This is a genomic window from Xanthomonas vasicola, assembly GCF_000772705.2.
Classification (GTDB): domain Bacteria; phylum Pseudomonadota; class Gammaproteobacteria; order Xanthomonadales; family Xanthomonadaceae; genus Xanthomonas; species Xanthomonas vasicola.
In genome coordinates this window covers 38,177-61,985 of record NZ_JSBW02000010.1, presented here as the reverse complement: position 1 = coordinate 61,985, position 23,809 = coordinate 38,177, and the positions used below count along the sequence as shown (strand labels likewise).

The window sequence follows — 23,809 nt, the reverse complement described above, 5'->3', positions numbered from 1 at the left end:
CTCTCCACCACGTGGGTGGCGTTGCTGATGGCCTTGGCAGCGCCTGCACAAGCGCAGGCGTCTGCCGATGTCGCTTTCGATTGGTTCGACTACCGCGGCGACGATGCGGTGTTCGCCACACCGCTACCGGCCGGCCACTACCGCAACCCGGTGCTGGCCGGCTTCTATCCCGATCCCAGCATTACGCGTGTGGGCGAGCGCTATTACCTGGTCAATTCGACGTTTACGTACTTCCCGGCGATTCCGGTATTCGAGAGCACTGACCTTGTGCACTGGACGCAGATCGGCAATGTAGTCGAACGCCGCGAGCAACTCGCTTACGATGGGCTGCGCATGTCGCGCGGCATGTATGCCGCCAGCATCCGCCATCACGACGGGCGCTTCTATGTGGTGGGCACCTCGGTCGACAGCGGCGGCAATTTTATCGCCAGTGCCAGCAATCCGGCGGGCCCGTGGTCGGCACTGACGTGGTTGCCCAGCATCGATGGCATCGACCCGTCATTATTTTTCGACACCGATGGCAGCGCCTACCTGCTCAACAACGGACCGCCGGAAGGCACGCCGTTGTACGACGGGCATCGCGCGATCTGGATGCAGCGCTTCGACATGGCCACCAACCAGCCGGTCGGCCCGCGCAAGGTGTTGCTCAACGGCGGCGTGGATCTGGCCAGCAAGCCGATCTGGATCGAAGGCCCGCACCTGTATCAACGCGACGGGTGGTACTACCTCTCGTGCGCCGAAGGCGGCACCGGGCCGCAGCATTCGCAAGTCGTGTTGCGTAGCCGCACCGTGTGGGGGCCGTATGCGCCCGCGCCGGGCAACCCCATCCTGACCCAACGCGACCTGCCTGCCGAGCGCACACACCCGATCAGCAATGCCGGCCACGTGGATCTGGTGGACACACCCGATGGGCAATGGTGGGCGGTGTTTCTTGCTAGCCGTCCGTATAGCGGCGATCGCTACAACACCGGGCGCGAAACGTTTTTGCTGCCGGTGCAATGGCGCGATGGCTGGCCATCGATCTTGCCGGCGGGCCAACCAATCCCCTACGTTGCCAAGGCGCCCACTGGCATGAAGGCAGATGCCGCGCAGGCGCCATTGTCGGGCAACTTCGTCTGGCATGACGACTTCGACCAAACGACGCTGCAGCGCGAGTGGCTGACCGTGCGCGTGCCAAAGCGCGACGTGGCCGATCTACGCACGCGTACAGGCTGGTTGACGCTGCATGCCGACGCGCAGGGGCTGGACAGCACCCGCACACCGGCGTTCCTCGCGCGCCGCCAGCAACATACGCGGTTCACCGCCAGCACCGCGCTGGAGCTGCCGGCGCACGCTGGCGTGCGTGCGGGGTTATCCGCATTTCAGAATTCCAATGCGTGGTACGCACTCGGCGCCCGCCGCGATGGCGACGCGGTGCAGGTATTTCTGGAAAAGCGCGATGGCACAACCACCACCACGCTGGCGCAGACCCGCATCCCGGCAACGGCACAGCTGCGGCTGCAGATCAGCGGCGATGGCAGCGCGTACAGCTTCGCCTTCGATGCCGACGGCCGCGGCTGGCAATCGCTACGCCGCAACGACGACGCCAGCTTTCTCAGCACCGAACAGGCCGGCGGTTTCGTCGGCAGCATGATCGGGCCGTTCGCCCAATCGCACCCCGACCGCTCCTCACAGGACTGACCATGCCTTCGCATCCGCCCGCCCCGTTTCGTTCGCTCACACATGGCGTCCTGCTCGCGCTGGCATGTGCCGCAAGCGCTGCCCATGCCGCGACACCGCCGCCGTACCTGGACACCCAACGCAGTTTCGAACAACGCGCCGCCGATCTGGTCTCGCGTATGACGCTGGAAGAAAAGGCAGCGCAGATGCAGAACGCCGCGCCGGCGATTCCGCGTTTGGGGGTGGCTGCCTACGATTGGTGGAACGAGGCGCTGCATGGCGTGGCGCGCGCAGGCGGCGCAACGGTATTCCCGCAGGCAATCGGCATGGCCGCTACGTTCGACCTGCCGCTGATGCACGAGGTCGCCACCGCCATCAGCGATGAGGCGCGTGCCAAGCATCATCAGTTCCTGCGCCAGAATCAGCACGAGCGCTATCAAGGGCTGACCTTCTGGTCGCCGAACATCAATATCTTCCGCGATCCGCGCTGGGGCCGCGGTCAGGAAACCTACGGAGAGGATCCCTTCCTCACCGCACGCATGGGCGTGACCTTCGTGCGGGGCCTGCAAGGCGAAGGCGGCGACGCACCGAAGAACGCGCAGGGCGAGAGCTACCGCAAGCTCGACGCCACCGCCAAGCATTTCGCCGTGCACAGCGGCCCGGAAGCCGATCGCCACCACTTCGATGCGCGCCCCTCACAACGCGATCTTTACGAAACCTACCTGCCCGCGTTCGAAGCGCTGGTCAAGGACGGCAAGGTAGACGCAGTGATGGGCGCCTATAACCGCGTGTATGGCGAGTCGGCCAGCGCCAGCAAATTCCTGCTGCAGGACGTACTGCGCCAGCAATGGGGCTTCAAGGGCTACGTGGTGTCCGACTGCTGGGCGATCGTGGATATCTGGAAGCACCACAAGATTGTCGCCACCCGCGAACAAGCCGCCGCGCTGGCGGTCAAGCACGGCACCGAGCTGGAATGCGGGGAGGACTATTCCACCCTGCCGGCGGCTGTGCATCAAGGCCTCATCGAAGAGGCACAGATCGACACGTCCCTGCAGACCTTGATGACCGCGCGTATGCGCCTGGGCATGTTCGATCCGCCGGGGCAGTTGCCTTGGTCGAAAATTCCCGCCTCGGTCAACCAATCGCCGGCGCATGATGCGCTGGCGCGACGCACTGCGCGCGAATCGCTGGTGCTGCTGAAGAACGATGGCCTGCTGCCGTTGTCGCGGACCAAGCTCAAACGCATCGCGGTGATCGGCCCCACCGCCGACGACACCATGGCGCTGCTCGGCAATTACTACGGCACGCCGGCCGCACCAGTGACCGTGCTGCAAGGCATCCGGGCCGCGGCGCCGAATGCGCAGGTGCTGTACGCGCGCGGCGCCGATCTGGTCGAAGGGCGCGAGGACCCCGCCGCCACGCCACTGATCGAACCGCAATACCTGCGGCCATCGGCCAACTCGCCCGAGCGCGGTTTGCGTGGCGAGTACTTTCGCAATCGTGAGTTGTCCGGCAAGCCGGCCTTGGTGCGCGTGGATGCGCAGATCGGCTTCAAGTGGGACCGCGGCTCGCCGACCGACAACCTGCTGGCGCGCGGCGAAGCCGGTCCGAGCGAGGCAGTGCCGGCAGACAATTTCAGCATCCGCTGGAGCGGCCAGCTGGTCCCACCGACCACCGGCAACTACCACCTGGAAGCGGCCGCCGATGACGGTGTGCGCCTGTACATGGATGGCAAGCCGGTGATCGATCGCTGGAGTACCAGCGACCGCCTGCACGCCGACGGCGTCGATGTGCAGCTACAAGCTGGCCGCACTTACGACTTGCGATTGGAATACTTTGAGGGCGAACGTGATGCCGCCGTACGCCTGGCCTGGCGCCAACCTGGCGCCAAGCCACCGTTGCAAGAAGCGCTGGACGTCGCGCGCAGCGCCGAGGTGGTGGTCTTCGTCGGTGGCCTGACCGGCGATGTCGAAGGCGAAGAGATGAAGGTGAACTACCCCGGCTTTGCCGGCGGCGATCGCACCGACCTGCGCTTGCCCAAGCCACAGCGCGAACTGCTCGAAGCCCTGCAGGCCACCGGCAAGCCGGTGGTGGCGGTGCTGACCGCCGGCTCGGCGCTGGCAATCGATTGGGCGCAGCAACACGTGCCCGCCATCCTACTGGCCTGGTATCCAGGTCAGCGCGGCGGTACCGCGGTGGCCGACACGCTGTTCGGCGATGCCAATCCTGGCGGCCGGCTACCGGTGACGTTCTACAAGGAAAGCGAAACCCTGCCAGCGTTCGACGACTACGCCATGCATGGCCGCACCTACCGCTACTTCGGCGGCACACCGCTGTATCCGTTCGGCCATGGCTTGTCGTACACGCAGTTCGCGTATTCCGATCTGCGCCTTGACCGCAACACGGTGGCGGCCGATGGTTCGTTCACGGCCACGGTCACAGTGAAGAACACCGGCCAACGCGCAGGCGATGAGGTGGCGCAGCTGTATCTGCATCCGCTCACGCCGCAACGCGACCGCGCAGGCAAAGAGTTGCGTGGCTTTCAACGCGTCGCACTGCAACCGGGCGAACAACGCGAGCTGCGCTTCCCCATCAACGCAAAGGAGGCGCTGCGCATCTACGATGAACAGCGCAAGACCTACACGGTGGACCCGGGCGCTTATGAAGTGCAGATCGGCGCCTCCAGTGCAGATATCCGCGTCAAACAGCGCTTCACCGTGACTGACAAGTAGCAGCCATCGACACGCTCGCCAGGCGGCCGTGGGCGAAAAATTCCTTCGGCCGCGGCTGCCCTAAAGCCTCTTTTTCCCTTTGGAGCGAAGAGGCACCGCTCACGCGCGCCTTGCACGCGTGCCTTGGAGCGCCCGCGTCGCAAGCGCGGGCCCGGGCGCGCAGCGGGCTTGGCACGCGGCGACGCTGACCGAGAGACCTTGCGGCACATCCTTCGAATTGAACACTTATGGCCATCACACGACTCTCCATCACGACCCTCGCGCAGCTACCGAGCGCCGTCCTCACCCCTAACTACACTCCCGAACATACCCGCATCGGCATCGTGCATCTCGGCGCGGGCGCCTTCCACCGCGCACATCAGGCCGTCTACATCGACGACCTGCTTGCCGAAGACCCCAGCTGGGCGATCTGCGCCGTCTCGCTGCATCGCCCGCAGGTGCGCGATGCCTTACGTCCGCAGGATGGCCTGTATACCCTCGCCCTGCTCGACGAACAGCCGCAACTGCGTGTCATCGGTGCGATTCGCGAAGTACTCTGCGCCGCCGACGAACAGGCTGCCGTGCTCGCGCGGCTTGCCGACCCTGGGGTGCGCCTGGTCACGCTCACCGTCACCGAGAAAGGCTATTGCCTGGCCGGGGACGCGCTTGACCTCACGCATCCCGACATCGCGCACGACATCGCCACCCCCGCAAGCCCGCGCAGTGCCATCGGCTACCTCGTTGCCGGGCTGCAACAGCGCATGCACAACGGCACCGCGCCGTTCACCGTGCTCAGCTGCGACAACCTGACCGACAACGGCACGCTGCTACAGCGCGCCGTTGTGCGGCTTGCAGAACAGACAGCCCCCGCGCTCGCGGAGTGGATCACGCAGCACGTGGTCTTTCCGCGCTCGATGGTCGACAGCATCACGCCCGCCACCGATGACGCGCTGCGGACGCATGTGCAAGATCAGCTCGGTGTGCACGATGCCTGGCCGATTCAGCGCGAGCGCTACAGCCAGTGGGTGATCGAAGATCGCTTCTGCAACGGCCGCCCTGCATTCGAACGTGTGGGCGTCACCTTGAGCCAAGACATCGCCGGCTACGCACGCGCCAAGCTGCGCCTGCTCAACGCACCGCACTCTGCGCTGGCGTATCTCGGCAGCCTGCTGCAGCTGGAGACGGTGGCCGACGCCATGCGTCACCCAGAGCTTGCCGGGTTCGTCCAAACGCTGATGCGTACGGAAATCGCCCCCACCCTGCAACCGATGGAAGGCTTTGATGCGCAACGTTACAGTGCTGCCATCCTTGCCCGTTTTCGCAATCCCGCCATCCGCCACCTGCTCGCCCAAATCGCCTGGGACGGCTCGCAAAAAACTCCGGTACGACTACTCGGCACGATCAGCGACGCCCTCGCTGCCGGCCAACCGATCCAGCGCTTATGCCTGGCGGTTGCCGCGTGGCTGCACTTCATCCGCAGGCAAGCACATGACAGCGTGCCGCTGGTCGACCCGTTGAGTGATCAGTTGAGTCAGATTGGGCACGACGCCAAAGGCTCCGCCAAAGATGACATCGCAGCGTTTCTCGCCGTCGATGCGGTATTTTTCCAGCTTTCTGGCGATGTCCGCTTTTTAGAAGCACTCCATGCCGCCTACGCCACTTTGAATACAGGCAGCCCAGCGGACGTGCAGCATGCGCTCGTGGCTAACTAGTCTCGTAGGGCTCAATCACTCCTTCTTGGATGCAAATTTCGCTCTGCTTAATTGAAAGTAGCGGGTCTTCCAACGGTGGTGCTAATCATGAAATCTGGGCGTTTGGCAACCGAGCTGATCCGCAACCACAAATAAAAATCAAATGATCAGCAATTTAAGTGCGCTCTCTGTGGTAAAAATTGCTCAACATGGCAAAAGAGCAAAAAAACGATGGACTTCATCGATCAGCTGCGCGTACTTGCAACGCGCATTAGTACGACGCGTGCACTAATTCAGACCGAAGAAGCCACCAAAAATGCGATGGTGATGCCTCTGATCCAGATTCTTGGATACGACGTCTTTGACCCGCTTGAGGTCACGCCTGAAATCGTCGCGGACGTGGGAACCAAAAAAGGCGAGAAAGTCGACTACGCCATACTACGCGACGGTAAGCCCATCATTCTCTTCGAATGCAAGAAAGCGGGTGCTGAGCTGAGCATCAATCATGCTGGACAGCTGTTTCGCTACTTCCATGTCACCGCCGCACGCTTCGGCGTTCTCACTAACGGCTTGGTCTACCGATTTTTCACTGATCTGGAACAGCCAAACAAGATGGATGAAAAGCCTTTCTTCGAGTTCAATGTATTGGACTTCAAGGAACGGGATGTCGACGAGCTGAAAAAGTTTGCGAAGTCTGCATTCGACCTGGACACAATCCTAACGACTGCGAACGAGCTGAAGTACACGCGCGCCATTCAGACACGACTCGCAGAGTGGATGCACCAGCCTATCGAGGACTTCGTCAAACTTGTTTCTGCAGATCTAGTAGGGAATCGACGTTTTACACCTGCGATCCGCGATCAATTCACATCGATAACGCGCCGGGCCTTCGATCAGCTGATCAGCGAACGAATCAATGAGCGGCTCAAAGGCGCAATGGCGCCTGAGGCAATTTCAATCAATGATCCCGCACCGGTTGTCGTTGCCGATACGCCCACCTCCGCGACGGCACCATTAGCAGTTGACCCTCTAATCGTTACGACTCCGGAAGAAATTGAAGGCTTCCATATCGTTCGAGCCATCGTGCGCGAGATTATTCCTGGCAAACGTGTTTTCATGAGAGACGCTCAGAGCTACTGCGCTGTGCTACTCGACGATAACAACAGAAAGCCGATTTGCAGACTTCGCTTCAACAACCTTCAGAAGCTTCGACTGGGCATTTTCAATCAAGACAAAGAAGAGGAGCAACTCGACCTTAGCTCTATCGACGAAATCTACAGCTTTGCCGACAGGATTAAGGCCACTGTAACTTCCTACCTACCTCAGGAAGCCTGATCACGAATGAGTGGGGCTTGGTTGATGACTTCTGTAAGCGACCCCACTCCTTTCAGCACCAAATAATCAGCCTAGTTGGTGGATATAACACTCAGTCTCTAATCACCTGCCCGATCCGCAGCAGATTGCCGCTTTCATCGACAATGGCGAACTCACGCATGCCCCAGGGCTTGTCGCCGACCGGATCGAGCCGTGGAATGCCGCGCTCAGGCAGCGCGGCGACCTTCATCGCTGCGTGGATGGCATCCACATCGCCCACCCGGATGTAACAGCCCGCATAACAGTCGACCGGATCCAGGTCCGGATGCGCGAAGAAATGCAGTTCCACATCGCCAAGTCGCAGAATCGCGTAACCCGCATCGTGCGGATACGCATCGCCGACGAAGCCGAGTCGCCGATAGAACGCCACCGTCTGCGCGATCGAACGGCTCGGCAGTGTTGGGATGGTTTGCGCGTCTACGTTGATGCTGGTTTCCATCGCCAAGCTCCGTCGGGTCTAAGCGTTAGAGTCGCACGCTGGCAACGACAGTTGCACAGCCAGTTTGTCTGACATACCAACTCAGCTGGCGCAGATAGCCGCCAATACAGCAGCTGAAAACGTAACCCAACGCCAACACCAGCTTACCGCCCCATCCCATGCAACTCTCACGGCAACCAGGCATCAGCCTACCCAGCACCACCGCACCAAACTGCCCTGCCAGCACATAGGCGAATAAATCCAGACCCAGCGTATCCAGCATTGGCACCAGCGCTACGAGTTCCGGATTCGAAGCGATACATGCAATGACCACCGAGGTCAGCGCGAAGAGTAGCTTGCGGTTCCACTTGATTCGCCACATTTTCGAGAGCTCCAAGGCACCAACCACGACTACATTTTTCGAAAGAACGCCAAACCGCTGCCTGCGGACTATAAAAAGCGCGTGCGCTCGCATCCCAACGCCATGTCCCGCTGTGTGCTGGACCGTTGCTTGCATGACGTCCGAGACGGAGTTCTGCATTCAACGTCGCTATGACATGCTTGCACCCGTTCACCAACACATGCTTCAGATCCTTCGACCTATGGCGATGCGTAAGAAACAGGATCTACCGGAGAAGGTCTGCGTGCAATGCGGGCGGCCGTTTCGTTGGCGCAAGAAGTGGGAGCGTGTTTGGGATGAGGTGAAATACTGTTCGGACCGATGCCGCGGCGACAGCAAGCGTCACCGCTCCACGCCTTAGTCGGCATTCCCTCAGAGCGGGCCGCCTGCTACACGTCATGAGCATTAGCTGCACACCTCCGCGCGCAGCATATAGTGCCCATCGCGCTTTACCGATACCGCTATTTCTTTGCTGCACGCTTGTTCGTGGCACTGGACTTGGCCGCGCGCTTGGTCGTGCTGCGCTTGCTCGCCACCGCCATGTTGTCCACCAGATTGGGATAGTGCCGGCCGGCAGCGTTAGCGCGCTTGCGGGCCTGAGTCTTTTGTGCCGGCGACAGTGGCTTTGAGCGCGAAGCGCTCTTCGGGCTGGGCGTGTTCCAGGGCGCGGACGTCTTGGTTGCGCGCTTTTTCGCAGCGCTTGCTGTGGACGTGCTCTTTTTCCCCGCACTGCGCTTTGCCGGCGCTTTCTTGGTCGCATTTATCTTTTTGGTCGCGCTGCTCGTTGTTGCAGCTTTCTTGCTTGCCTTCCTTGCGACCGTCGATGATGGCGTCTTTCTAGCGCGGGTGCTCCCGGCCGCAGCTTTTTTCGTGGCGCGCTTTGTCGTTGTGGCCTTTTTCGCAGCCGCTTTTTTTACTGATTTCTTTAGCGCTACTTCTTTTGCCACAGCTTTCTTGGTTGCGCTCTTCTTCGCTGCGGCCTTCTTTACAACATTTTTTTTTGAGCCATCTGCGCTGCTAGCGCCCTGCTTCGCGCTTGCTCCCTGCAGACGCGCGTACAAACGCGCTGCCCAACGCTGGCCTGCATCGCCGCCCCACAGCAACCAGGCGATGTAACCAGCCGATGGCGCCTTGGCATCCGCCCAGCCCTTGCCGTTCTTATCCACGTTGTGCCGCGCGAAGTAAGAACGCATACGTCCAATGGTCTGTGCGGAGAGCGACGTTTGCGCAGAAAGGTCACGCGCACGCGCCACACCGATCGCGGTACCGCCACGGCCATGCCGCTCGCGCAGGCGAAGTCCACGCGCTGCCGCAGCGGCAACGCTCTTGGGCGGCGTTGTCGCCGAACGGGGAATTGTCGAGGAATGCGCCACACCGATCTCCTGCCATTGCGATGTCTGTCGTGTTCGCATCTGCGGTGCTGCTGAACGTGAAGAGCCGGCGTATGCGCGGCCGCGTGCAAGCAATGCAGGGCACTGCGTTAGATAAAAGCGCGCTGCGTAGACGGCACGCACCCAGCAGTGCAGATGGTCGACCACTGGCATCGTCGGTCACGGCAACGCGGCACTGTCCTGGTCGCTACATGCATGGCGGCTCTGTCCGCATTCTGCTGTTTCTCTGCGTTGATAGGTGAGTAGACTGGGCGCTCTCGGTAACCAAGGGAACACCGATGCATCGATTGGCAATGTCTTTGTGCGCGATGTTCCTGCTCGTCGTTACCGCGGGCGTGCCTGCCGGCGGCAGGGCGAATGACGTCGAACAAACTGCATCGACGCGCAAGCTGCAATGGCGCCCAGCGCCATCGCAGGGCGAGCCACACGCACGCCATGAAAACAGCATGGCCGCAATCGGCGATCGCCTGTATTTATTCGGCGGTCGTGGCGAACGCCCGCTGGATATTTTCGATACCCGCACGCGACGCTGGTCGCATGGCAGCGCACCGCCGTTGGCGGTCAACCACGCGCAGGCTGCGGTCTGGGTAGGCAAGCTCTACTTGGTGGGTGGATTCACTGGGGACTATCCCAACGAAGCATCGTTAACGCATCTGCTGATCTACGACCCTGCCACCGACCGCTGGCAGGTGGGTGCGGAGATTCCAGCCGATCGCCGCCGCGGTTCGGCCGGCACCGTCGCGCACGATGGCGTGCTGTATCTGGTGGGTGGCAATACGCGCGGCCACAACAGCGGCTACGTGCCGTGGCTGGATGCTTTCGACACGCGGACCCAGCGCTGGACGCGCCTGCCCGATGCACCGCATGCACGCGATCATTTTCAAGCGGCGGTACTCGACGGCAAGCTCTACGCAGCCGGCGGGCGCAGGTCTTCGCACGATACCGGCGACACGCTGTCGCAAACGATCCCGCAGCTGGATATCTACGATCTTCAGCAGGCGACCTGGTCGGTGGCCGATGCCACGCTGCCAACCCCGCGTGCGGGCGCGGCGGCCATCGCGCACAACGGCCGGATCATGCTGTTAGGCGGTGAAAGCACCGCCCAGGTCGCCGCGCATGCGGATGTGGAGTTCTACGATCCGGCCACTGCGCGTTGGGACACTGGCCCCGCCTTGCCGCGCGGCAGGCATGGCACGCAGGCGGCACAGGTGGGCGGTGATCTCTACATCGGCGCAGGCAGCGGCAACCGCGGCGGCGGACCGGAACTGCAGGATCTACTCGTGTTGCGGCCGGTACCCTGAGCGCCGCGGTTGGCGTTCGCTTGCGTGCGGCGCTCGGTGCGGCGGCGGGCAGTCGCGTTGCGACGCTGAGGATGCGTCTGGGCGCGCGCCTGGCGTGCACCGTCACTCAGCGCGCGTTGAACGACGTGCCGCCGCTGTGCGGCGTCGCGGCCGTTCCACGGTGTCATCCTTCGGCGCATCGGACGTCGCATGACGCAACTGCTCGATGTGGCCGGCGATCATCGTGCCGACTGTCTCGGCCACCGCCCGGCTACTTAAGCGCACGTCGAACAGCAGCTCCACGGTCGCATAAATCAAATCCACCACGATGCGGCTGACCAGACGCAGTTGGCGCGGATCGGCATCGGGAAAGAAATCGGAAAGCATGCGCACCTGCGCCTTGGTGACCTGCGCGTGCGAATCCAGGCGCACCTGCTGCAATGCCGGCACCGCGCGCAGCGCGCGCAGGATCCACACCCCACCCTCGGTCGCCTTGGTCACCCGGTAGGTGTCCAGCACCAGGCCAGTGAGCGCCTGCTGCACCTGCTCGCGCGAACCGGGCATCGCCTGCGGCGTGATCCACTTGGGCACCAACGCGTTCTGCCGCTGCATCAGCCGCGTGCCGAGTTCGGACAGCAACGCGTACTTGTTGGGGAAGTAGCGGTACAGGGCAGGCGGCGTCAGCCCGGCATGCGCGCACACCAGATTGGTGGACAGCCGTTCCACCCCGACATCGCCGAGCAATTGCGCGGTAACCGCCAGGATATGTTCGTAGGTCTCGGTCGCACGATGCTGGGCCGGACGCTTGTTGCCGGTCAGCCTGGGCGCGGGCGCCTTGACCGGTGCCTGCGGACGGGACTTGGTCGTGGACATGGGCAGGAAATTCCTCGAACACAGAGTGATGCGTCGGCCAGACCACCGCGATTGCACCTGAGCCGTTGCGCCGCCGCTGCATTGCGCCGGCCAGGCGGCGTCCATCGTCCGCAGCAGCGTTATGCCACCGCCAAGTCGTGCGCCTGCACGACCGGTGTTTGCCATCGACACATCATACGCGTTGCGCCGCGGGCGATCCGTGCCGGCGCGCGTTATCGGCGAGCCAGCCAGGCGGTCAATGCGGTGGCCAGGCGCTGCTGCCATCCCCGATACGGTGGAAAAAATGCACGCGCGGTGAGCAGAGGGCCGCCGCGCAAGACCGCTCGTTCGTGCGAAAACGCCTTGAATTCATGCACGCCGTGCGCACTGCCGATGCCCGACTGGCCGATGCCGCCGAACGGCAAACCGGTGTGCATGAACTGCTGCAGGCAATGATTGACCACCACGCTGCCGGAACTGCTGCGCGCCAGCACGCTGGCGACCTGCGCGGCATCGTTGCTCCACAGATACAGCGCCAAGGGCTTGGCGGCGCCATCGAGCTGGGCGAGTACATCGTCGATGTGGTCGAAGGTCACCACCGGTAAAACCGGGCCGAAGATTTCTTCCTGCGCAACGCGCGCCTGCTCTGGAACATCGACCAACACGGTCGGGGCGATGAAACGCTGCGCCACGTCGTGCTCGCCGCCGGCCACCAACTCGGCACCGGCGGCGCGCGCTTCGTCGATCAAGGTCGCCAACCGCGCCGCCTGGCCGACATGGATCGTGCGCGCCAGGTCGGGGCTGGCGGGCACCGCTGCCGCAGTGCTGCCATAGCGCTACGGCAGCGCTACGGCAGCGCTGCAGCAGCGCGGTGCGGACCTCGCGATGCACGAACATCGGTCGGCGTGCCGGTTTCAAGGTCGATGCTGTGCGGCGCCATGAAGCGTGCCCCCGGGAATCGCTCGGTGGCCAGGCCCACGCCGGCGTGCCAGCGGTCCGGATCGCCGAAGCGATAACCGCCGGCCAGGGTGACGCCCAAGCCATCGCCATTGACGAACTGTTTCTTGCTGACCCTGCCACTTCCAGCAGCGCAACCAGCCCGCTGGCGTGGACGAACTGCGTGCTCCACGTGGCCGAGGGCCGCAACAGCGAATCGGAGATGCCGCGCGTGCGCTGCTCGCTCATCAGCTTGAGTTGGTTGTCGAACTGATAGGTGGCCACGGACCCTTCGCTCGCGGTGCCGGTTTGCTGGGCCTGCGCCGGCAGACAAGCCGCACCCTGCAGCAGCAACGCACACGCGACGACTGCGCTGACGTGGATCTTCGCCATCTGGATTCCCCCCGGTAGATGTAAGTGAGGACCGACGCGAGCGCGGCGGTCGATGCTGCGCGGTCGTACCGCGCTGGCCGCAGCTAGTGGCTGGCGCACACCGGCGTGGACGGCAAGGCCTGCACGCGCGTGAACAGCATGTTTTCGCCCAGCACCTCAGCGCCGATGAAGGCGCGCAAGGTCAGGCTGGCGCCCTTGCTGCGCAGCGTGGCCTTGTAGCGCTTGCCGCTGCGCGGATCGAACGCCCAGCCATCGCGCCAGGTGCCGTTGTCGTCGCGATCCAGGCGCGCGATCTGCACGCCACAGGTGTCCTTCGGCGTGCCGGCGTCCTTGTCCCACACAATCCGTCCGCACACCGAGCTGGCCGCATCGCTGCAGGGAGCGAAGGCGATCACCGCATCCTTGGCCGAGGTGAGCCATAAGCCCTGACCGGCGAGGACGCGGCCGCCATTGCAGGCATCAGCGGCAGTGCCGCTAAGAGCACGCACGCCAGGGTGCGCAGCAGTCGGGAAAGGTCAACTTCGTTCATTGCCGCAACCCCGCGGGCAAGCCGCCCATGACAGTAGTGAAAACTGCCGTATGGCGATGATTATCTTTTTTGCAACAGCCTCGAGCGTGGCGGCTGCGTAAACAGCGCCGCGCCTTGTCGCAGCAGGGGTTGCTACGATCGGCACGGTCTGCAGCGGCTAGAGGGCCCGGCTGTTTTGACGCGGCGCACCACGGTTGTGGCTACCAGCGGTAGGTGGGATCGCGAGATGTATGGCCCTGGTGCGCGGGCGCTGCACTTGGGTGCCGGTGGAGCAGGCATACGGACGCGCGCTACACGTAAGGCACGCAAGGGCGGCGTCGCTACAGGCGAGGACGCTATGTATGTGTGGATCGTTTGCGGGAAATCGTCGTGGCCGCCGATCCATGGCTGCGACGGAGTGGCCTGCGACCAAGCCACGCCTTACAAAGCAGTACGCAACGCAGACGACGAAGCGGCTGCACGAAGCGATCCGCGCTGCCGTCAAATGCGAGCGCCGTTAGATGCTTGGTGGTTTTTCAGCCAGGGCACGGCGATGCCGTGGCATCGCCGCGCTCGTCTAGCGCACGAACTGCAACCCCAGCGACTTCACCCGCACGCGCGTCAGCATCGCGTGCGAGGTCATGTACAGCGTGTGGCCATCATTGCCGAAGGCACAGTTGGAGACCGCATCGCCGGTGGCAATGCGACCCAGTCGCTGTCCAGCGGGATTGAACACGATCACCCCGCCGGGGCCGGTGGCGAACAGCGTGCCGTCGGCGGCCACGGTCATGCCATCGGGCAGACCCGGAACATCCTTGGCAATGAGATCGGACGCATCGGCAAACACGCGCTTAGCGGTAACGGCGCCCCGCGCATCGAGCGCGTACGCCATCCAGATCGGGCGTTGCGGATCGGAGTTGGAGACGTACAAGGTGCGCGCATCCGGCGACAGTGCGATGCCGTTGGGAAAGCTCAAGCTGTCGTCCAGCAGATGCACACTGCCATCGGTGTCCAGGCGATAGACGCCGTTGAAGCGCAATTCCTTGACCGGCGATTTATCCAGGTCTTTCAGTCCGTACGGCGGATCGGTAAAAAACACCACACCGTCATCGCGACGCACGACATCGTTGGGGCTATTAAAACGGTGGCCTTCGAAAGCGGTCGCAAGTGGTGTCTTCTTGCGCGTGACCAGATCGAGCCTGGCCAGGATGCGCGTGCCAGAATCGGCAAGCAGCACGGTGCCGCTGGGCTCGGCGTACAGGCCATTGGCGCCGGCTTCGCGCAGCGTCTGCAGTTCCGGGCCGGTGTAGCCGGAGGGTGACAGCAAGACCGACAGGCCAGCCTCCTCCGACCAGCGATACAGCTTGTTTTCCGTTACATCGGTGAATAACAGGTAGTCGCCGTTGCGTACCCATGCCGGGCCTTCGGACCAGGTAAAGCCGTCGGTGAGCTTCTCGATGCGCGCATCGCTTGCGACCACATCATTGAAGCTGCGGTCGAATGTTTGCAGCTGGCCGATGGCCGGAAAACGCGGCGTCGGTGGGGTCTGCTTGGTGCATGCAGCAAGCACCACCAGCAACAGGACGGCCAACAACAGATAAGGCGGCAAGCGCATCGGTCAGTCCTGTCTCATGGTTGAGGAATGATGCCATCATGCGTGTGCACGCTACTGCGTCGCGCGGCAATCAATCCGTCGTACGCTTCCATCAGCTGTATGGACGGCACCCAGAAGCCGCAGTATCGCGCGACATCCACTGAGCAGCGGCAGCGCTCGCATGGCGATAAGCGCGGTGTATTACCAGCGTCTCTTAGGTGCAGCAAACGCTAGCGTGCGCCCGCCTCCGCGGGCACCGCCAGCACCGCGTCGAGTGCCGGCTTGGGCTGGCGATCGCGATCGAACAGCAAGGGATAATTGATACGCCCCGGCACCGGATAATCGTTCTTCCATGACATGCCGTCGCTCACACCCCATACGCTGACGCGCGCGAGTTTGTCGCGCTTGCGCCAGAACAGCGCGAACAGTTCGGCGTAGCGGTCGCGCAACTGCGCCTGCACAGTGGCAGGCAAGCCATCGCGATACGGATCGAGAAAGCGCTTGAATTCCGGCAATTGAAACTGCTTGTGCGCCATGCCGGTGCCGATGACCTGGCCCTCCTTGGTAAGCGGCAACACGTCGATGTCCAGCTCGGTGATCATGACCTTGACGCCGAGTGCGGCGTACGCATCAATCGCATCTTCGATATCGCGCAGGCTTGGGTAATCCAGCCCCCAATGGCCTTGCATGCCCACGCCATCAATGCGAACGCCGGCTTGCTGCAGCATCTTGACCATGCGCACGATGCCGTCGCGCTTGGCTGGCCGCCAGGCGTTGAAGTCGTTGTAATAGAGTTGCGCATCTGGCGCATAGCGCTGCGCGAAGGTGAAAGCGTTGCGGACCACGGTGTCGCCATTGCCAACACGCTGCACCCAGTTAGTCGAACGGTAACTGCCGTCTTCGTCGATGATTTCGTTGACCACATCCCAGGCCTGCACCTTGCCGGTGTAGCGCCCTGCCACCGTTTCGATGTGCGCGCGCATGCGCTCTATCTGCTGTGCCGGCGTATTGGGTTGACCACCGGCGGTAGTGAAAAACCAATCCGGCGTCTGGTTGTGCCAGACCAGGGTGTGACCCACCACAAACATGTGCTGCGCGCGCGCGAAATCGACAAAGGCATCGGCGGCTGCGAAGTCGTTGACGCCACGACGCGGCGCCACCACTTCGGCCTTCATGACATTCTCGGGCGTGAGCGCATTGAAGTGGCAAGCGACCAAGGCCGCAGACACAGCATCGTGGCCGGACACAATCTCGGTATTGACGGCCGTGCCGATCAGGAATGCATCGGCATAGACCTGCCTAAGCGTTTGCGCCGGACACGGCGAGGTAGCGACCGACGAAGGCGCAGCGGTGGCGATTGCGATGTTGCCCACCACGCCGGCCAGCAACAAAAAGGACAACCGGCGACGTGCGGACATGGCGGCAGGCTCGATCAGGAAAGGGACGGTGCACATGGCTGGAACGCAGCGACACACGGAAATGCATCCGTCAGCCGCGGATGCGCAAGCCCATGGCACAGCTCGGCTGCAGCACCGGGCAGTAATGCAGCATAGTTGCTTCCGCTCGCGATGGCAGCACCGATCCGCGTCGAAAACAAAAAATCACCGAACGTCCGTGGTGGCCTCGATCATGCCACGGCAGTTTGCGCATCTGCGGCAATCGCTTCATGGCACAGCAATTAAGGCAGCGCCTATGCTATCGAGAGCGCATGCACAGCATCGAACGATGCAGGGTGTCGGTTGCCAAAAACACTGTCCGCACACACACGGCTTGCCGGATGGTGGCGCAAGGATTGCGTTGTGTGAAGCACTACGCAGCAACGCACCTGTCGAAATGGTCGAGTTGTGCAGTTCGGGATGTTCTGTTTGAAGGTCTCGGTGATGTTGCGCACGCAGATTGGGTACTGCGCACGCGCCAACTCCCGCTGCAGACAGCGCTCGGCAGCCACGGCAACGAAAAACGCCCGGCAAGGCCAAGGCCTTGCCGGGCGTCGCACGGGCGTCAGTTGCTTTCGGTAAAGGTGATGGAAGGCGAGGCACCACCAGATGCGGTGCATTTGCCGAGCGTGAGGTTGTTCTCTTGCGCCGAATAACCGGCGTTGGGACCCAGGCACCTCGGAGCATTGGAGGTCCCATCTTTGACGGCCACGTTCACGGTGACATGCGAGCCCGAATTGAACAACACCAGCGGGTGGTCACTGCCGTTGCCGAATATATTGAACTCCGAGCGCCGCCAAATCCTGTTGATGTTCAGAGTGTCGGCGTTTTGACTCACGCTGTAGGCCCTGCCGTTGATCGAGAACGTCACGGTGTCCACGCCGCCCGCGGTCGCCGAAGCGCTCATCTTGATGCTGCCGATCTGCGAGATTGGAACCAGCGGAACAATCACCCCATCGCTGGTGCTATAGCACGCGTTGTAATCGAAGGTGGAGTAGGAATTCCAACCAGACGGGCAGCCCTTTGCCTCAAATTCCTCGGCATTGCCGGCATAGAACCAGTTCTCGATAAAGATGACCGGCGTGCGGCCGTTGATCGGGTCGCCGTCGTAGTCGGTGGAGTAGAAGAACTGCTGCCAGGTCCAGCACGAGGAATATCCGAACTGTGCGCAGGTGACAGCGTTCCTATCGAGATTGGTGTTGATCTGTAGCGAATAGTCGGCCACGCCAGTGGCCACGCCAGTCACGCTCGGGAATGTTCCCAACGTCGATTGGATAAGCTGGCGTGTGCCTGCAACGTAGTCGACACTGTTACCGGCGGTCAGCGCCGCATCGGTGCGCGCGGTGATGGTGCCATCCTTGTGGACAGTGATGGCCGGCGGCCTCGAGAGCAGCTTTGGCGAGGGCACGCAGGCGGTTGCCTGCCAGCCATTGTTGGGGAACGACGAACGGAAGCATCCTTCCATGGCGGGCGCGTCCTGCCGCAGCGTCGCTTCCCACGCCGACATCGCCGCAGCGCGACCGGCGGCGTCTGTCGCCGAGGGCTGGGCGGCGGCCGCTGCGCCGACAACGCCTACGATAATGCTTGCACCAAGCACATACTTCGATCCGAACTTTTTCATTTGCCTGCCTTGTGTGGATGGAGTGGCGAGCATCCTCCTTGGGAGAGCGACAGCACTGTCGGATCGGAAGCCATCCCCGCAGCGACGAAGGCGTAGCTCCGACGAAAGCGCAAATCCTTTTGGTGGTCACAATTCGTATCGAACGGTATCGAGCCATGCCGTGCATCGGCAGGTGCCGGCCCTGCTTCCGCGCATGACGCAGGCTCTGCCCGAGGGGCGGCGCCGATTACAGGTTGTAGGCCCGCTTGGGTAGACGGTAAGCCAGATCGATCGCCACCTCGGTCGCCTCGTCTTCTTCCAGCCGATGCTCGGCGACGAGTTTGGCGAGGAAGGCGCTATCCACGCGCCGCGCCACATCGTGCCGCGCCGGAATCGACAGGAACGCGCGGGTGTCGTCGTTGAAGCCCACGGTGTTGTAGAAGCCGGCGCTGGCCAGGGTCTGCTCGCGAAAGCGCCACATGCCCTCCGGCGCATCATGGAACCACCACGCCGGGCCGAGCAGCAGGGAGGGGTAATGCCCGGCCAATGGCGCCAGCTCGCGGCTGTAGCCGGTTTCGTCCAGGGTGAACACGATCAGGCGCAGGCGCGGGTCGTTGCCATGCCGATCCAGCAGGGGCTTCAACGCATGTACGTAGTCGGTGCGCATCGGAATGTCGGCACCCTTGTCGCGTCCGTACTGCTCGAACAGCTGCCGATTGTGATTGCGGAAGCAGCCCGGATGCAGCTGCATCACCAGGCCATCGTCCAGGCTCATCGCCGCCATTTCGGTCAGCACCTGCGCGCGAAACAGTTCCGCCTGCTCCGGCGTGGCCGCACCGCGCACCACCGTATCGAACAGGCGCTGCGCCTCGGCCTGTGACAGATCGGCAGTCGCGGCGCTGGGGTGCCCGTGATCGGTCGAGGTGGCGCCGTGGGCGGCAAAGAACGCACGCCGTTGCCGATGCGCACGCAGGTAGCCATCCCAGCTGAGCACGTCCTCACCGGTGAGCGCGCCAAACTGCTGCAGCGCGCCGGCAAACTGCTCGTGCTCCGGGTCCACGACCGGATCAGGGCGATACGCCGTCACCACCCGTCCCTGCCAACCGCTGGCGGCAATGGCCGCATGGTGCTGCAGCCGATCCAGCGGCGATTCGGTGGTGGCGATCACCTCGATATTGAAGCGCTCGAACAGCGCGCGCGGCAGGAATGCCGGCGTTTGCAGCGCGGCGGTGATGTGGTCGTAATAGTGATCGGCGGTACCGGCATCGAGACGGATACGCAAATCGAAAACGTCATGGAACACATGATTGAGCCATAGCGCCGACGGCGTGCCGCGCAACAGCGTGTAGTGCTCGGCAAACACGCGCCATGCCGCACGCGGGTCGACTGCTGCGCGGGTTCCATCTGCGCGCGGGATGCCCAGGGCATCGAGGTCGATGCCCTGGCTGTACAACATGCGGAATACATAGTGGTCCGGCACCAACAACAGTTCGGTGGCATTGGCGAACGGTGCATTGGTGGCGAACCAGACCGGGTCGGTGTGGCCATGCGGGCTGATGATCGGCAGCGTTGCGACCTGTGCGTACAGGCGGCGGGCGATCGCGCGCGTGCCGGGATCAGCCGGCAGCAAACGATCGGGATGCAAGGACAGCACGGAAGAACGCATGATCGATATCAGCCCTATGGACAGTGAGAAGGAAGCCTGGTCAGGGCCTGCTGGCAACGTAGCTGCGTAGCCAGGTCAAAGCCGGGCGTTCGCTGCCGTCGTAATTGATCAGATAAGCACCTTCATTTTCGCGCCATAGACCGTGACGGAAACCCCACAGGTTCACGCCACGCACGGCCGGGTGCTCCCAGAACATCGGGAAGAAGCGCTGCCAGGCTGCCAACTGCTGAGCGTCGGTACGCCCATCCAGGTCGAACTCGGTGATGTAGATCGGCAGTCCGGTGGATGCCAGCAGGTCGAGGTTGGCGCGCTGCACCGAAACTGAGGGGCCGTTGCTCGAGAGGTGACCCTGGATACCGATCGCATCGATCAGGTGTTCTTGCTGCAGCAGCTGGATGGTGTGCAGATACTGCCTGGCTTGGTCGTTGTACTCGGTGACGTTGTAGTCGTTGATCATCAACTTGGTATGGGGAAAATACTTGCGTGCCAGGCGGAATGCCTCAAGCACCCAATCCACCCCGGTCGCCCCGGTACCGCCCAGTGCCCGCAGATAATTGCCCGAATCGGCTCGGCGATTGTCCGGCTGGTTGTGACCCGGCAGCGTCTCGTTGGCCACCTGCATCAAGTCAATGTCGGGGTAGCGCTGTGCAATGGCGGCGAACCAATGCTCGATTGCGGCACGCTGTTCGTTCGGCGGCAGGTTGCGTACCCATGTCGGCTGCTGGGCGCCCCAGAGCCCGCAATGGAACTGGAACTGCACATGGTTGCGTTTGGCCAGCTGGTAGGCCTCGTCGAGCGGGCCCCAGTTCATCTGGCCGCGCACGGCTTCGACGCTGCCCCATTTGCCGGCATTTTCTGGAACGTCGCCATCCCAGTCATTGGTGAAATCCTTCCATTGCGACGGACTGTATTCGCTGCCCAGGACGCGCTGCTTGCCGGCAGCGATAGGTCCTGCAACAGCGGACGCACACGCGCCCAGCAACAGCACAAGCGTGAGCGGGTAACGGAGTTTCAACATATTGGCATCCTCGGTAAGTGAGCAAAGCAGTCACGGAAAGGACAGCTGCGCTGACGTGCGTCCGCTAGACGCCAAAGTGCAGACTCCTGGAACCGCGTCTAGTCCGGTTGCTCCACTCGCGCCGGCTGCGTCGTGACACCAGGCGGTGCACCACCGCCAGCGCCAGAATCTAGGCAGCACCCACCGTAAAAATATCGAAATGTAGATGCCGATGGCCTGCAAAACGAAACCAATGAACGGTGTGATCACGATGGCGCCGAGGCTGTCCATTCTTGCGACTGCATGACAAGCAAGCAGGTCAGAAAGCAGGTCAGAAAGCAGCGTAAAAGGACATGCCGACCCGCCTTGGTGTGCGGCAGTGGTCAGCGCGGTCAGCGCGGCTATTTGCCACACGGTGCATGCAGCCAACACGATGACGTGCGGGCATCGGCATAAGGTCAGGACACCAGACAAAGGTCTGTGAGCGCGGCGCGCATCAGCAATTGTCATGGCGCAGGTGTACCGGTATGGGCAGCAACGTAATCGCGCAGCCACGTGAGCGCGGGACATTCGGTGCCGTGGGTGCGGATCAGGTATGCAGCTTCCTTGTCGCGCCATAAGCCGGGCCGAAAGCCCCACAAGGTGATGCCATGCGCTGCCGGGTGTTCCCAGAACACCGGAAACACCCGCTTGTAGTCGGCCAGCTGCTGCGCATCGGTCGGCCCGTCCGGATCGAACTCGGTGATGTAGATCGGTAGTGCGGTGGCGACCAACGCATCCAGATTGTCGCGATGCACCGACATCGCAACCTCCGGCGTGGTCTCGAAGGCATGCTTCTGCACGCCGATGGCATCGACCAGGGTCTCACGCTGCAGCAGCCGCACGATCTGCGAATACTTCTGCGTGGCCTGCGCGCTATTGGTGATGCTGTAGTCGTTGATCATCAACTTGGTGTTCGGTGGGCGGGTCGTTGAGTGGCTCGTTCACCACCTCCAGCAATGCGATATCCGGGTAACGCTGCACGACGGCGGCATACCATTGCTCGATCTCGCGGCGCTGCTCGACCGGCGGCAAGGTCTTGATCCATTCCGGCTGCTGGTGACCCCGTACCATGACATGCATCTGGAACGGCATCTGATTGGCCTGGGCGAACCGGTATGCGGCATCCAGCGTGCTCCAATCCATCTGGTCGCGCACCGCCTCCACGCTGCCCCATTTGCGGCTATTTTCCGGGGTGAGCTTGGTCCAGTACTGCGCAAACCCCGGCGCCTGCTGCGCGCCGTACGCGCTTCCGAGGAACTTGGACGCCGTCGCTTCCAGCGGTGCCGCGTGTACAGGCGCGACCATGCCCGCCGCCATCAACAACCCCCGTGTTACTGCGCGCATGTGCATAAGCTCCTCACGACGATATCGGCGCTGGACCGGCAGGCAACCGCGCCGGCTCCAGCCGCGGCACTAGCGTGTGTACGACGGCCAACGCCAGCAGGTAAGCCGAGCCTGCCATCAGAAATACCGGCACGTAGCTGCCGGTGGCCTGCAACAAGAAGCCGATAAAGGTGGCGATCAACATGCCGCCCACCGCACCGGCGAAGCCACCGATGCCCACCACGGTGGCAACCGCATGCCGCGGAAACATGTCAGAGGGCAACGTAAACAGATTGGCCGACCAACCCTGGTGTGCGGCCGTGGCGAGGCCGATCAACGCGACCGCCAGCCACAAGTTGTCTGCACGCGCGGCGAACACAATAGGCACGACACAAATGGCGCAGATCAACATTGCGGTCTTGCGTGCGCGATTGACGCTCCAGCCACGCGCGATGAAGCGCCCGGCCACCCAGCCACCGGCGATACTGCCGATATCGGCCAGCACGAAGATCACGATCAACGGTGCGCCCAACTGAAGCAGGCTCAAACCGTATTGGGCATGCAGGAACTTCGGCAGCCAGAACAGGAAAAACCACCAGATCGGGTCGGTGATGAGCTTGCCCAGCACAAACGCCCAGGCCTGCCGATGCCGCAGCACCTGCAACCACGACAGCCGGCGCTGCACCGGCTCATGCGCATCGTTGCGAATATGTGCCAACTCTGCGGCCGACAACCCGGGTTGTTGCTCGGGCGGGTGATAACTGAACCACCACACCGACAGCCAGGTTGCACTAAGAATACCTGTGAACAAGAACGCCGCCTGCCAGCCCCAGGCGGTGGCGATCAAAGGCACCAGCAATGGGGCCACGATAGCCCCGATATTGGAACCGGAATTGAAGATGCCGGTAGCCAATGCGCGCTCGCGGCGCGGAAACCATTCGGCCACGGTCTTCAGCGCCGCAGGAAAATTGCCCGATTCGCCCAGGCCCAGAAAAAACCGCGCAATCGCAAAGCCCACCACGCTGGTGGCCAAGGCATGCCCCATTGCTGCCAGGCTCCAAATGCCAATCGCCATCGCATAGCCGAGCCGCGTGCCGAAGCGGTCGATGACTGCCCCGCTACACAGCAACCCCAGCGCATATGCCGCCTGGAATGCGGTGACGATGTAGCCGTACTGGATTTCGTTCCAGCCGATTTGCGTCTGCAAAAACGGCGCCAGCACGCCCAGCACCTGGCGATCCACATAATTGATGGTGGTGGCGGCCAGCAGCAAGGCGCAGACCCGCCAGCGCACCCGGCCGAGCTTTACCGATGCAGTGACAGGCGCGGCGGTGGGCACCTCACTCATGTGCGAGGCCTGCGCAACTGCGCCGGAGCGCATTCAGCCCGCACGTTACACGGCGCATGCCTGCGTGCGCCGGCCAGTTGCCAGCGGGGCGCGCCACTGCCGCGTTCTTCGGTTCGACTCATCGACCACTGCACCTGCACGAAGGTGGCCTTGCGCCACGGCTGATAGCGCTACCATTACCACGGCCACG

At 62.7% G+C, this 23,809-nt stretch carries 16 protein-coding genes and 4 pseudogenes; 7 read left to right on the top strand and 13 right to left on the bottom strand.

Translation table 11 applies throughout. The features are described 5' to 3' along the window. The first annotated feature begins 15 nt into the window (after nucleotides 1-15). The 4 genes from NX05_RS02450 (at nucleotide 16) to NX05_RS02435 (ending at nucleotide 7,396) form a co-directional block, all read left to right on the top strand. The gene (locus NX05_RS02450; protein ID WP_026112073.1) at nucleotides 16-1,680 is read left to right on the top strand and encodes a glycoside hydrolase family 43 protein; all 1,665 of its coding nucleotides are present in this window, start codon (nucleotides 16-18) and stop codon (nucleotides 1,678-1,680) included. A gap of 2 nt (nucleotides 1,681-1,682) precedes the next feature. Beyond that, nucleotides 1,683-4,391 carry a glycoside hydrolase family 3 protein gene (locus NX05_RS02445; protein ID WP_039430752.1) on the top strand — a complete coding sequence of 903 codons (2,709 nt, stop codon included), beginning with the start codon at nucleotides 1,683-1,685 and terminating at the stop codon, nucleotides 4,389-4,391. 227 nt (nucleotides 4,392-4,618) lie between these two features. Continuing rightward, entirely contained in the window at nucleotides 4,619-6,082 is a 1,464-nt protein-coding gene (locus NX05_RS02440) for a mannitol dehydrogenase family protein (RefSeq protein ID WP_039430749.1), read from the top strand. A gap of 210 nt (nucleotides 6,083-6,292) precedes the next feature. After that, nucleotides 6,293-7,396 carry a type I restriction endonuclease gene (locus tag NX05_RS02435; protein WP_039430746.1) on the top strand — a complete coding sequence of 368 codons (1,104 nt, stop codon included), beginning with the start codon at nucleotides 6,293-6,295 and terminating at the stop codon, nucleotides 7,394-7,396. A 91-nt stretch (nucleotides 7,397-7,487) separates the two neighbouring features. Here the strand turns inward: NX05_RS02435 and NX05_RS02430 are convergent, their stop codons facing one another. Next, the gene (locus tag NX05_RS02430) at nucleotides 7,488-7,874 is read right to left on the bottom strand and encodes a bleomycin resistance protein (protein WP_039430743.1); all 387 of its coding nucleotides are present in this window, start codon (nucleotides 7,872-7,874) and stop codon (nucleotides 7,488-7,490) included. A gap of 25 nt (nucleotides 7,875-7,899) precedes the next feature. Then, on the bottom strand, nucleotides 7,900-8,235 hold the full coding sequence (locus tag NX05_RS02425; RefSeq protein ID WP_039430787.1) for a hypothetical protein: 336 nt from the start codon (nucleotides 8,233-8,235) through the stop codon (nucleotides 7,900-7,902). Between the two features lie 220 nt (nucleotides 8,236-8,455). On the opposite strand from NX05_RS02425, the gene NX05_RS21540 reads away from it, so the two are divergent. The 3 genes from NX05_RS21540 (at nucleotide 8,456) to NX05_RS02415 (ending at nucleotide 10,945) form a co-directional block, all read left to right on the top strand. Continuing rightward, complete coding sequence (locus tag NX05_RS21540) at nucleotides 8,456-8,614, top strand: DUF2256 domain-containing protein (RefSeq protein ID WP_010374525.1); 159 nt, start codon at nucleotides 8,456-8,458, stop codon at nucleotides 8,612-8,614. Nucleotides 8,615-8,907: 293 nt separating this feature from the next. Then, the gene (locus NX05_RS24330) at nucleotides 8,908-9,369 is read left to right on the top strand and encodes a hypothetical protein (RefSeq protein WP_039430740.1); all 462 of its coding nucleotides are present in this window, start codon (nucleotides 8,908-8,910) and stop codon (nucleotides 9,367-9,369) included. Nucleotides 9,370-9,922: 553 nt separating this feature from the next. Next, the gene (locus NX05_RS02415) at nucleotides 9,923-10,945 is read left to right on the top strand and encodes a Kelch repeat-containing protein (protein WP_039430737.1); all 1,023 of its coding nucleotides are present in this window, start codon (nucleotides 9,923-9,925) and stop codon (nucleotides 10,943-10,945) included. 102 nt (nucleotides 10,946-11,047) lie between these two features. Here the strand turns inward: NX05_RS02415 and NX05_RS02410 are convergent, their stop codons facing one another. The 11 genes and pseudogenes from NX05_RS02410 to NX05_RS02360 form a co-directional block, all read right to left on the bottom strand. After that, nucleotides 11,048-11,797 carry a TetR/AcrR family transcriptional regulator gene (locus tag NX05_RS02410; protein ID WP_039430734.1) on the bottom strand — a complete coding sequence of 250 codons (750 nt, stop codon included), beginning with the start codon at nucleotides 11,795-11,797 and terminating at the stop codon, nucleotides 11,048-11,050. Between the two features lie 212 nt (nucleotides 11,798-12,009). Further along, nucleotides 12,010-12,673: pseudogene (locus NX05_RS02405) on the bottom strand (aldehyde dehydrogenase family protein); the annotation flags it as partial. Next, nucleotides 12,660-13,105: pseudogene (locus tag NX05_RS21530) on the bottom strand (TorF family putative porin); the annotation flags it as partial. The pseudogenes NX05_RS21530 and NX05_RS02405, both read right to left, overlap by 14 nt. Before the next feature lie 83 nt (nucleotides 13,106-13,188). Next, a pseudogene (locus NX05_RS02395) lies at nucleotides 13,189-13,634 on the bottom strand (DUF2147 domain-containing protein). A 556-nt stretch (nucleotides 13,635-14,190) separates the two neighbouring features. Beyond that, nucleotides 14,191-15,228, bottom strand: coding sequence for an SMP-30/gluconolactonase/LRE family protein (locus NX05_RS02390; protein ID WP_039430729.1), 1,038 nt, complete (start codon nucleotides 15,226-15,228; stop codon nucleotides 14,191-14,193). A gap of 209 nt (nucleotides 15,229-15,437) precedes the next feature. Continuing rightward, nucleotides 15,438-16,625 carry an endo-1,4-beta-xylanase gene (locus NX05_RS02385; protein WP_397558743.1) on the bottom strand — a complete coding sequence of 396 codons (1,188 nt, stop codon included), beginning with the start codon at nucleotides 16,623-16,625 and terminating at the stop codon, nucleotides 15,438-15,440. 583 nt (nucleotides 16,626-17,208) lie between these two features. Continuing rightward, nucleotides 17,209-18,264, bottom strand: a complete 1,056-nt coding sequence (locus tag NX05_RS02380; protein WP_039430724.1) for a hypothetical protein — start codon at nucleotides 18,262-18,264, stop codon at nucleotides 17,209-17,211. 226 nt (nucleotides 18,265-18,490) lie between these two features. Then, on the bottom strand, nucleotides 18,491-19,909 hold the full coding sequence (gene uxaC, locus NX05_RS02375; RefSeq protein ID WP_039430721.1) for a glucuronate isomerase: 1,419 nt from the start codon (nucleotides 19,907-19,909) through the stop codon (nucleotides 18,491-18,493). Between the two features lie 40 nt (nucleotides 19,910-19,949). Continuing rightward, nucleotides 19,950-20,927: an endo-1,4-beta-xylanase gene (locus NX05_RS02370; RefSeq protein WP_039430718.1), complete on the bottom strand. Its 978-nt coding sequence runs from the start codon at nucleotides 20,925-20,927 to the stop codon at nucleotides 19,950-19,952. A gap of 485 nt (nucleotides 20,928-21,412) precedes the next feature. Continuing rightward, nucleotides 21,413-22,298, bottom strand: a pseudogene (locus tag NX05_RS02365) (endo-1,4-beta-xylanase). 7 nt (nucleotides 22,299-22,305) lie between these two features. After that, nucleotides 22,306-23,619: an MFS transporter gene (locus tag NX05_RS02360; protein WP_039430784.1), complete on the bottom strand. Its 1,314-nt coding sequence runs from the start codon at nucleotides 23,617-23,619 to the stop codon at nucleotides 22,306-22,308. Nucleotides 23,620-23,809 lie beyond the last annotated feature (190 nt).

What these genes read in the sequence shown, in the direction of transcription:
- uxaC (WP_039430721.1), bottom strand. Translation starts at nt 19,909, where the DNA reads ATGCGTTCTTCCGTGCTGTCCTTGCATCCCGATCGTTTGCTGCCGGCT.
- NX05_RS02380 (WP_039430724.1), bottom strand. Translation starts at nt 18,264, where the DNA reads ATGAAAAAGTTCGGATCGAAGTATGTGCTTGGTGCAAGCATTATCGTA.
- NX05_RS02360 (WP_039430784.1), bottom strand. Translation starts at nt 23,619, where the DNA reads ATGAGTGAGGTGCCCACCGCCGCGCCTGTCACTGCATCGGTAAAGCTC.
- NX05_RS02390 (WP_039430729.1), bottom strand. Translation starts at nt 15,228, where the DNA reads ATGCGCTTGCCGCCTTATCTGTTGTTGGCCGTCCTGTTGCTGGTGGTG.
- NX05_RS02425 (WP_039430787.1), bottom strand. Translation starts at nt 8,235, where the DNA reads ATGTGGCGAATCAAGTGGAACCGCAAGCTACTCTTCGCGCTGACCTCG.
- NX05_RS02445 (WP_039430752.1), top strand. Translation starts at nt 1,683, where the DNA reads ATGCCTTCGCATCCGCCCGCCCCGTTTCGTTCGCTCACACATGGCGTC.
- NX05_RS02435 (WP_039430746.1), top strand. Translation starts at nt 6,293, where the DNA reads ATGGACTTCATCGATCAGCTGCGCGTACTTGCAACGCGCATTAGTACG.
- NX05_RS02430 (WP_039430743.1), bottom strand. Translation starts at nt 7,874, where the DNA reads ATGGAAACCAGCATCAACGTAGACGCGCAAACCATCCCAACACTGCCG.
- NX05_RS21540 (WP_010374525.1), top strand. Translation starts at nt 8,456, where the DNA reads ATGGCGATGCGTAAGAAACAGGATCTACCGGAGAAGGTCTGCGTGCAA.
- NX05_RS02385 (WP_397558743.1), bottom strand. Translation starts at nt 16,625, where the DNA reads ATGTCCGCACGTCGCCGGTTGTCCTTTTTGTTGCTGGCCGGCGTGGTG.
- NX05_RS02370 (WP_039430718.1), bottom strand. Translation starts at nt 20,927, where the DNA reads ATGTTGAAACTCCGTTACCCGCTCACGCTTGTGCTGTTGCTGGGCGCG.
- NX05_RS02410 (WP_039430734.1), bottom strand. Translation starts at nt 11,797, where the DNA reads ATGTCCACGACCAAGTCCCGTCCGCAGGCACCGGTCAAGGCGCCCGCG.
- NX05_RS02415 (WP_039430737.1), top strand. Translation starts at nt 9,923, where the DNA reads ATGCATCGATTGGCAATGTCTTTGTGCGCGATGTTCCTGCTCGTCGTT.
- NX05_RS02440 (WP_039430749.1), top strand. Translation starts at nt 4,619, where the DNA reads ATGGCCATCACACGACTCTCCATCACGACCCTCGCGCAGCTACCGAGC.